10 protein-coding genes are annotated in these 9,896 nt (G+C 31.0%); 8 read left to right on the top strand and 2 right to left on the bottom strand.

What is annotated here, in order from left to right:
• Window positions 1-199 precede the first annotated feature (199 nt).
• The 6 genes from CW357_RS18260 (at window position 200) to CW357_RS10470 (ending at window position 5,800) form a co-directional block, all read left to right on the top strand.
• Window positions 200-343 carry a hypothetical protein gene (locus CW357_RS18260; RefSeq protein ID WP_164489582.1) on the top strand — a complete coding sequence of 48 codons (144 nt, stop codon included), beginning with the start codon at window positions 200-202 and terminating at the stop codon, window positions 341-343.
• Between the two features lie 171 nt (window positions 344-514).
• The gene (locus CW357_RS10490; protein ID WP_124217990.1) at window positions 515-1,519 is read left to right on the top strand and encodes a flagellin; all 1,005 of its coding nucleotides are present in this window, start codon (window positions 515-517) and stop codon (window positions 1,517-1,519) included.
• Window positions 1,520-1,810: 291 nt separating this feature from the next.
• Window positions 1,811-2,338: a hypothetical protein gene (locus CW357_RS10485; RefSeq protein ID WP_124217989.1), complete on the top strand. Its 528-nt coding sequence runs from the start codon at window positions 1,811-1,813 to the stop codon at window positions 2,336-2,338.
• A 109-nt stretch (window positions 2,339-2,447) separates the two neighbouring features.
• Window positions 2,448-3,371, top strand: a complete 924-nt coding sequence (locus CW357_RS10480; RefSeq protein WP_124217988.1) for a hypothetical protein — start codon at window positions 2,448-2,450, stop codon at window positions 3,369-3,371.
• A gap of 979 nt (window positions 3,372-4,350) precedes the next feature.
• Complete coding sequence (locus tag CW357_RS10475) at window positions 4,351-4,923, top strand: hypothetical protein (protein WP_124217987.1); 573 nt, start codon at window positions 4,351-4,353, stop codon at window positions 4,921-4,923.
• Window positions 4,924-5,140: 217 nt separating this feature from the next.
• Window positions 5,141-5,800, top strand: coding sequence for an RsiV family protein (locus CW357_RS10470; protein ID WP_124217986.1), 660 nt, complete (start codon window positions 5,141-5,143; stop codon window positions 5,798-5,800).
• A 188-nt stretch (window positions 5,801-5,988) separates the two neighbouring features.
• On the opposite strand, the gene CW357_RS10465 is transcribed toward CW357_RS10470, so the two are convergent.
• Together CW357_RS10465 and CW357_RS10460 are read right to left on the bottom strand one after the other, a co-directional pair.
• Window positions 5,989-6,801, bottom strand: a complete 813-nt coding sequence (locus CW357_RS10465; protein WP_124217985.1) for a DUF6574 domain-containing protein — start codon at window positions 6,799-6,801, stop codon at window positions 5,989-5,991.
• A 122-nt stretch (window positions 6,802-6,923) separates the two neighbouring features.
• Complete coding sequence (locus CW357_RS10460) at window positions 6,924-8,396, bottom strand: TcaA 3rd/4th domain-containing protein (protein ID WP_124217984.1); 1,473 nt, start codon at window positions 8,394-8,396, stop codon at window positions 6,924-6,926.
• An 861-nt stretch (window positions 8,397-9,257) separates the two neighbouring features.
• Here CW357_RS10460 and CW357_RS10455 point away from each other — a divergent pair.
• Together CW357_RS10455 and CW357_RS10450 are read left to right on the top strand one after the other, a co-directional pair.
• On the top strand, window positions 9,258-9,449 hold the full coding sequence (locus CW357_RS10455; RefSeq protein WP_124217983.1) for a hypothetical protein: 192 nt from the start codon (window positions 9,258-9,260) through the stop codon (window positions 9,447-9,449).
• A 59-nt stretch (window positions 9,450-9,508) separates the two neighbouring features.
• Window positions 9,509-9,811 (top strand): hypothetical protein, encoded by a 303-nt coding sequence (locus CW357_RS10450; RefSeq protein ID WP_124217982.1) that lies wholly within the window; start codon window positions 9,509-9,511, stop codon window positions 9,809-9,811.
• Window positions 9,812-9,896: the final 85 nt, after the last annotated feature.

Genomic DNA, 9,896 nt, shown 5'->3' with positions numbered 1-9,896 from the left:
AACTGTTGCACTTAATTTGACAAAGTATCTTTTAAAAAACGTAGAGGAGATAATAACAAAATGACAAACACAACTATCGGCGGAACACGTATAGGGAATCATATTACAGCGGGATATTATCCAACGCCTATCACAGGAGTAGGGCAACATCCCAAAACTCTTAATAGTAGATAAACCTGAAAATAAAAATGAAACACAAATGTGGTTAAATCCATGTGCGGGTGAAGGATTAACTTTTCAATATCTTGCAGATGTAAAGGTAGCAGAGGTGCTTCCTGCAGTAAAGAAAATTGGACCGCTTCAAACGAATGGAATATTAAATTCCCTCCATCTACTACTATGAAATGAGATGTTTTTACTCAATACGATAAATATGTACTTTTTAGTAAAAATAAAAAAAGATTATTAAATTATTTTTAGATAAAAGGACTTAAAGTAGATTAAGTAAAACAGGTATAAAGTTATAATATTAGTTATATAGTATTATGTAACTTGTTTTTGGGAGGAATTCGATATGAGAATTCAGCATAATGTCGCTGCACTGAATGTTTATAACAATATGTCACAAACGACAGCGAAGATGCAAAAGACTTATGAAAAATTATCAAGTGGTTATGCGATCAATCGTGCGGCAGATGATGCAGCCGGCTTAGCGATTTCTGAAAAGATGCGTGGACAAATTAGCGGACTCGAACAAGCTTCGGATAATATTCAAGATGGTCTATCACTTGTCCAGGTTGCAGAAGCAGGTCTAGGACAAATTAGCAATCCTAATTTAGTACGTATGCGAGAGTTAGCGGTACAAGCTGCCAATGATACGTTAACAGATGAAGATCGTGCACTTATTCAAAAGGAAGTGGAGCAAATTAAGGAGGGTATTAACGATATTGCGAATAACACAGAATACAATACGATTCCATTATTGAATCAAATGAGTGCTACTGGGGGTACAGCTGCTATCGAGACAGGGAGCTATATTGCTAATAAATATATCATTGCTTTAAATGTTAGTAATGATGGGAGTTTTGATTTACGAACGAATGAAGGGTATCCGAATACAAACAACGACGACAATCAAATTCTAAATTATGGTCAAGGAAGTACGACACAACCATCATTGCTTATGAGAGATGCACAGGGAAACGTACAACAATACGATTTGAAGAGCGCTGCAACAAATATTCGAACGGAAAAAGTAGGGGATGCGTTTCAAACAGTATATCAGTTACCGAATGATATTGAAGTGAAACAAACCGTTCGTTTAAAGGAAGCTAAATTTGAATTTGTTTATGAAATGAAGAATAATGGTACATCGGAAGCGAACGTCGGCTTTCAATTCCATATGGATACGATGCTTGGAAATGATGATAGCGCACCTTTTACTGTTGATCACAATGCAGTATCGAAAGGAAAGATTTTTAGTGGTACTTCTTTGCCTAATATGTTCGATGTTTATAATAATGCGGGCAACCCCGATATTAGTTTGAGGTGCCAGGCACTGAAACAATTCAGATATTAGTGTACAAATTAAGTCTTCAATCTCTTCGGGGGTTGAAGGCTTTTTCAGTGATTTATTACTTTTACATTTGTAAGTTTTCCATATGACTCAATATAGTTTTCTTCTATTGTATTTAACTTATTAAGAAATTCTAAAATATAATTTGATAAATAAAAAATCATATATAATTGTATAATAATGATAATATATAGGTATAAATACACAAATGTATTATTTAAAAAGATAGGAATATTTGCTATTATTGAAGGTGGTTTACGTATAAATTAAATAATGATAAAAGGGTGGTAAAATATGAAGAAAATTATTGGAGTTTTAACATTTTTCGCAGCAGTAGTTCTTGTATTTAGTTCAATTAGCTATAATGCGGATGCAAAGAATGCAAATTTTATGAGAACGATAGCAAAGAAACAACAAGTAGAATATGATTACACAATGAAGAGTTTACACTTTCCTCATTACAATAAAAAGAATAACCAAACGAATTGGGAGATCTGGTTAAATGGCTTTGGTGCTTTAACAGAAAAGCAAACTTCAAAAGGTTATTACGATACAGATGCAACGAATTATGTTAATGCACCAGCACTAAAATTACCAGTGAAAAAGAATAGTACATGGAAAGTAGGAAAAGAACAGCGTAAAATCGTTGCAACAAAAACAACAGTCAAAACAAAATACAAAGTATTTAAAAATGCTGTAAAAGTTCAAATTGGTAAATCATCAGCAAAACACTATCAATATTTTGCGCCAAAATATGGAGAAGTAAAAGAAACCAAAAAAGGTAAAGTAGTAGAAGAGTTAGTTAAAATAGTGAAATATTAAATTCTTTTGCTAGTATAAGTATCTACTTTGCACACTTCCAACTTATAATCCTTTGGGTTGTTAGTAGGGGGGCATTAGCTCCGAGAAAAAATCTAAGAAGGTGGAAATAATGATTAACATAAAAGCGATAATACTAGCCTCTACTTTATCTATTGGAGTCATGAGTACGGTAAACGTTCCATTTGCTAAAGCAGCGTCGTACACTATTGTAAATAATACACTAATGGATACGGAGACTATCCAACCTGCTGAAGGAATAATCAGATATGATGGGAAAGTCTATAATGATGGTCACTTATTTAATGGCGTATGGGAAAATGCTTATTTTGAAGATGGCTTAGAAGCAACGGGAACCATCAATAATTTTTATTATAAAGATGGAAAAGCGTTTACAGGTACATACGAAAAATCTTTCTATAAAAATGGTGAGAAATTTTCAGGGCAAAACAAAGGAAGCTTATACGTAAATGGTAAGAAAATTAGAAAAGCATATAAAGTAGATAAAAGTAAATATAGCAGTGTGAAAAGTGGAAAAAAAGATTTGAAAAAATGGGTCAAAGAATGTAACAAATTATTAAAAGAAACGAAAGAACGAGAGCAAGTAGGCGACCAAATAAAAGGGTCTAAAAGTTTCCTTGAAGAAACAATCTATCGTGCGAATCTTATGATATATAATAATGAAGCAACAAAGAAAATGATTTTGAAAGAAGCGCAAAGTGTAGCAAATGACATTAATTTTTATAAAACAAATGTCATAGTTCCATTGGAAGGCTTATCAAATCTAGTTTTTCCGTCAACAGCAACTCAAATTTCTACACCTTATATTCACTATAACAAGGATCAGGAATTATTTACTTGGGGTAATATAAAAAACTATTATGCTTCACTGGATCTTTATAAACCGCATTATTTATATTTCAATTCAAATGGAACAAAATACGAAAAACCTAACAAAGTTACTATTGTTATCACTGACAAATCAAGAGTTATTAAAATGGGGGAAGTATATATTACTTATGTAGAAGAATATTAGATGACAGGCAATCAAAAACAATTGTGATACAGTTTCACACTAAGTTCTTAGTCTCTTATGGGATTGAGGGCTTTTTTTATTGCTGTATCAAAGGAAAAGATAAATATATATTTCAAAGAAAAACAATAAAAATCCTTAACCGCTAAATGAAGAAGTTAAGGATTTAAGTTATAGATTAAAAAGTTTTATTTGACTGTAATAATTTTAGATTTTGAATATACATTAGTGAAAGTTTGATGAAATGGATTATCTGGATTTGCCAATATTTTTGTGGTATATGTTATTTTCAATTGATTGTTAGATAGTGCTCGTGTCGATATTTCACTTATAAGAACACCTTCTATATGAAATATTGGTCGATCATTATTAAATAATCCCAATTCCTTAAATTTGCTATCTAAAATATCATCCAACTCATCTTCAGAATAGTAATGTCATTAATTTCACTAAAGATTAAGGACCTTTTTTATGCATTTAGATGTGTAATGCGGTTGTACCTTTTTTCCTTAAACGTTTATCCGCCCCTACCAAAGATTTATCCGCTCTTTGAACTCGTTTATCCGATCGAATAGAGGAATTATCCGCTCTCCGTGAACGTTTATCCGCTCCAAAATAAATTGTATTCGCTCTTTCAGCAATTTAAGTCCTCCCCAAGCGCTGAAATGATCAGTTTTCTGCAATCTATTGTATTTTCTGGAACATTCAAATTGAACGCATAAGAAAAGCATCTCATTTGAGAGATGCTCCTAATGACGAGCATCGTTCATCCTTATGAAGCATCAGGATATCATTTTTTTAAATCCACGTAAAAACCAGTTCAATCCACGAAAATCAAAGAGTATTTCACGTAATCAGAATCTAATCCACGTTTCGAACAATATAAGTCTTTAATATCTCTAGAATGGCTAATAGTTAAAAAGTATTGGATATGTAATACAAAAGTAATAATATATTTGTATAATATACAAGAGGTGATCATATGAAGAATTTATGGAATTTAACATTGATAGGGATAATAATGCTTGCAGTATTATTCACATGTACTACAGAAGAACAAGCTTCAGCAAAAACTATTAAATCAGCTAAAAGCTATGTATTGAATAAAACATATAAAAAGGCGACATATTATAGTTCTTCAACCTTATGTGGAAATAACCATACATCAACATTAAAATATGCTGGTATACGATATAGTTCTCGCTTCTGGACTTGCAGTGGGCAACTTTCGGGTTCCAATAGTTTTGGATTTGGACAACGAGTTTTAGATAATACGTATGAAATGGGGATTACTTATACGGATGCTTTTATTGAAAGGTTAAAATTCCCAGTGAAAAAAGGGCAAGTCATTAAAGAAAATTTTTATGGTGATATTTATACTTCCAAAATAATTAGCACCAATGCTACAGTTAAAACTAAGGCAGGTAAATTCAAAAATACAATTGTCATCGCTCAAGGTAAATGGAGAACGTATATAGCAAAAGGTAAGGGAGTAGTACTTAAAAAAGAAGGAAATAAAAAACGTCTTGAGTTAGTTAAATTAGCGAAAAATTAGTAGTTTTCGTTTCTTGGTGAAAAAACAATTCAGACAATAGGTTACAAATTAAGTCCTTAATTTCTCCGGATTTTAAGGGCTTTTTGTCATCCTTCACCCTGGACGTAATGAAAATTGTGAATACTCAAGAATACAAAATGGAAAGTATACATAAATAATAGACTTCAATTTCTAATTTTATAGTAAAATAGAAATACGTTAACAGGAGGGAAGATATATGAAAAAGTCATTAATTGCAATTATGAATATTATTATTGCATGTGTTTTAGTAACTACAGCATTTGCCGACAATGTATCTGCAGCAGGACCAACCATTAAAATCAAGCACTATAAGAATAATAAAAACTTCCAATATGCAGTAATAAGTGGTGCGAAATACAAAAGTGCGAATACAAAAACACTGAAATATGTAAAGAAAGTCTATCAAAAAAATGCAAAATTGCAAACAAAATTGAAAAAAGATTTGAAATCAGGAAAAGCAATGAAAGGAATGCAGTATTGGTCAACTGTAAGCTGCGCGAAAAAATACAATACGACCAATAAAAGTAGTATATTGTGCATAAATGATATATATCAAGGTGGCGCACACGGCATGCAATATGTTAAATCATTTAATCTTTACAAATCCAAAGTAATTAGTCTTAAATCTGCATTTAAATCCGAAAGCAACTATATAGCTGGTAAAAAATACGCCAAAAACTATATGCTTAATCATCCGAACAACTATCCATTTGCAGACCAACAAACAACCATCGCTGGACATTCATTTATCTGGACAAAAAATGGCCTCCGAGTTGTATTCAATCCATATGAGGTTGATTCCTATGCAGGTTGGATAAAAACAGTCCTCGTTCCAGGCAAGTATTTAAAAAAATAAAGTTTGTTTGAGATGCTAGTCACCAAACAAATAGCATCCTGGTAATTTAATAATAGAGTACAAAAAAGGTCCTAAAATCTCTCTAGAGATCAAGGACCTTTTTTATGCTTGATTAGTCTTGGTGAAGTTGCATGGCTATTTCTTTGAATTTATTCTTAGTTGCTGCTAGTGACTAAGCAGAAAATATTTTAAAAAGGTATATTATTATAAAATTCTTCAAAAGTATTGATAAAGTCGCCCAGTATAGAATCTGCAAAAATCGTAAATAGGATAGCGTTTATAATCATGTAAGCGATATAAAAAATTAAATAGCCATAAAAGGAATCTATTTTATTACTGTTATTGTGCAATAAGATGGTAATAATATAGATTGGAATGATTCCTAATACTAATATATAAGCTATTAGCATACTGATGCCAAAGAATACGAATGAGTGTATTAACAAGAATATGAAGGCAATAATGTTTAAAATAATAGGTAGTGTTAAGAAACTACTGTATATAGATATTATTTGGCTATAAGTATATGGTTTTCCGAGTATACGATTAACAACATATAAAGTAGTAATAGCAATAAAGATGGATATAATGCAAGCGATTAAATATGAAAAAGCTATACTAATCGATGGTTTTGTAGAATAAAAACTTGAAAATCCAATACTATCTATTAATGTATTTAAGAAACTGATCAATAAGATGGTCATCAATAATGCATAAATACCAATAGAGATTAAACCGTTTTTTGTTTCGTTGGTATGTTGAATAGCTGAAGTAGGGTGCTTCAAATAATAGACAAAATATCCCCAATATTGTTTTGAATGTTGTTTTACTTTATCAATAGTTTCATTTTGAGTTTCTTTTACTGGTTCTTCTATAGGTTGCTTAGCTTGAGAGACAGGAGTTACATTTGTCTGTTGTTCGTGTTCCACATTAATAGGAGAACCACATTTACCACAAAAGTTACCGGATTCCTGTTTGTTCCCACAATTTGTACATATCATCAAATCATCCTTTTCTAGTGATTTACAAACGAATTTCTCTAATTACCAATGCATTCAGAAAAAGTATGAATGTATTGTGATACCATTATTTATAGCCTTCGATTTCTACTAGATGTATGTCTTTATTCGTCATCGTAATCATCATAATCATCATTTTCTTCTTCAGATATCTTTTCGCTATCTATATTAATAATCACGTAACTACCTTTAGAAGTTTGAATCGTATAAGTTTTTTTGTAATTATAATCAATCGTCGGACCTTCATGACTATAAAATGTATAAGACTCATTTGTATCAAACTTAAATGTAGTGTTATTAATTGCTACAAGATTGTTCAATTCATTTGTATGATTACTAATTTCATCATCATCTACAAATTTAGGGAAATAAGATTTATAATCCTTTTCTAGTTTTGAATTGCTAGCTATGTAATAAGATGTTGCATCATATACGTGATTATTAACATCAGATTCATATGCTTCACGGAAACGAGTGTAGAAGTCTTCAATATCGTCATATTGTTCATCTGCTAAATCTGCTAGTTTTTCCTCTTGTTCTGCTTTAGTTATCTGATCCTCTATATATTTGAAATCTAGAGTAATATCAGTCTCTTTGACTTTTACTTTATCTGTTTTATATGTTTTACCATCATCAGTTACAATGGCTTGCAAAGTAACAGATCCATCTAATGGAACCGGACCAATAGAGTCTATATCATAGATAGATTTTTTTGTAGATTTTCCATTTATATAGACAATAGCATCTTCATTATTCGAATGAACAGTAACATAATCAGGTTCAATCTCTGGTTTAAAGGTTTGTTTGTTATCCTCCGCATCAGTCATATGCATCTTACCGTCAAATGGTAAATTACCGTATTCTGATTTTAATATAGCAGACCATTTATAAGTACCTGGTAAATAATCGCCTAAATAGGTATCTTCATCAGAAGTTAACTCAATTGTTTTATCAGTTGACGTAAATTCAACATGGTCGTACTCAGAAGCTACAGTTACATGAATAGGCACAAGCTTAAATGAAACTTTATGATATAGACCACCTAGTACTGGTTTACTTGATATTTTAATTAGTTTATTGCCATCTTCATCATAAATAGGATCAGCTAATCCATTTTCTTTTAATGATTTAATATTGGCTAATAGTTGACTACGAATATGTGGCCAAGATTGTTCATCAATATAATCATAGAAACCTTTAGCATCCGTATGAACTTTCTTGTCATAATCAAAATGACCTAAGAAGGCTTTTGTATCTTCTTTTTCAAAATCTTCATGCATTGCTGTAATAATTTTCGTTGGATCTGTAATAGATTTCATCGTTAAATGGCCAGCTAATAATAATATGATAATTACAATACTCGATAAAAGAGTAAGTTTATTTTTCTTACTCATTTTTTGCTTTTGCCATCTTGATTGGGAAACTTCGTTTGTTGTTGGTGAAGTAACAACTTCTTTTTTTACATCCTCATCTGGTGCATGTTTAGGATTTTCATCTTCTGTTAAGGCATGTCCACACTTTTGACAAAAGAGTTGGCCATCTTCAGAAGCTGTACCGCAATTTTTACATATACTCATTTCTTCGCTCCTTGATATTCATATTTTTTGATAAAAAGATTAATAAATGAAAAAACTTAACCTTTATATCTAATAATATGTAAAAATTATACCATTATTTTAAAGTTAAAGTTCTAACTTTTAAGGAAGATGAAAATTCGAATATTATTTTATGTCATTAAAAAATTGGTGTATTCTGCACAAATAAGTTGCACAAGTCTGCAGTTTTATCTTGAACGAATAAGTGAGGTGGAATTTAAATAATCCATTATTGTTAATATATTGGTAAATTAATATTTACATAGTATTATTGTTATGCTATTTATAATGTGATTATGAATGCATTTATGGGACTGTATAATTGGGATAGGAGAGTACGAATAAGGATCTTGATTATTTTATTCAGGGCTAGTTGTTTATCCAATGATAACGATGGTTTATCCAATCCTACCAAAGATTAATCCGCTCTTATGGCAAGAATATCCGCTCCTATAGATGAAATATCCGCTCTAAAACAAATTGAATCCGCCCTTACAACAATTTAAGTCCTCATACCATTGCACGAGTTCAAACTCTTAACAGCAGAGAAATATTTATCCGCAGATATTAATTACTAGAATCACTAGACAAACAACCTACGCTTAATCCTTAAACTATTAGGATTCTGTTTTAATCCGCAAAAATAGGTCCAATCCATGAAAATAAAAGAGTAATCCACGTAATCATGTTTCCAATTCACGCAAAAAGAAATTGAATCCACGTTTTAAACAATATAAGTCCTTAATTTCTTCTCATTAGTAAAAAAATATTAGTAGTTCTAAAGTATTGATGTATAATGTAAAAAGAACTAATTATTTTATAAAAATTACAAGAGGTGATAGTATGAAGAATTTTTGGAAGGTAACAATGATAGGCATAATAATGCTTGCAGCATTATTCACATGTACTACTAAAGAACAAGCATCAGCAAAAACTATTAAATCAGCTAAAAGCTATGTATTGAGCAAATCATATAAAAAGGCGACATATTATAGTTCTTCAACTTATGTGGAAATAAAAAAACGGCAACATTAAAATATGCTGGAAGAGATAATTGGACTTGTGATGGAAAATTAACAGGTGCCTTTGGATTGATGCAATATGCTGCGAATAATACATATTATCTAGGAGCAAATAATAGTGATTGGACTATTGCTAGTTTAAAATTTCCAGTTAAAAAAGGTCAAGTGATTAAAGAAGATTGGTTTGGTGATATTTATACTTCTAAAATAATTAGCACCAATGCAACAGTTAAAACAAAAGCTGGCAAATTTAAAAATACAATTGTCGTCGCTCAAGGTAAATGGAGAACGTATATAGCAAAAGGTAAGGGCGTAGTACTTAAAAAAGAAGGAAAGAAAAAACATTTTGAATTAGTAAAATTAGCGAAAAAGTAGTATAGTTTTAGCCCCTGATCTCTCTGGAGGTTGGGGGCATTTTCTTTTATTCTAAATCTAATTCAATTATATAAAGCGAAGGGGT

Source organism: Rummeliibacillus sp. TYF005, from assembly GCF_003844195.1.
In the GTDB taxonomy this organism is placed as follows: Bacteria; Bacillota; Bacilli; order Bacillales_A; family Planococcaceae; genus Rummeliibacillus.
Note: the sequence above shows the minus strand (reverse complement) of the source record. Positions and strands in the feature narration are given on the sequence as shown.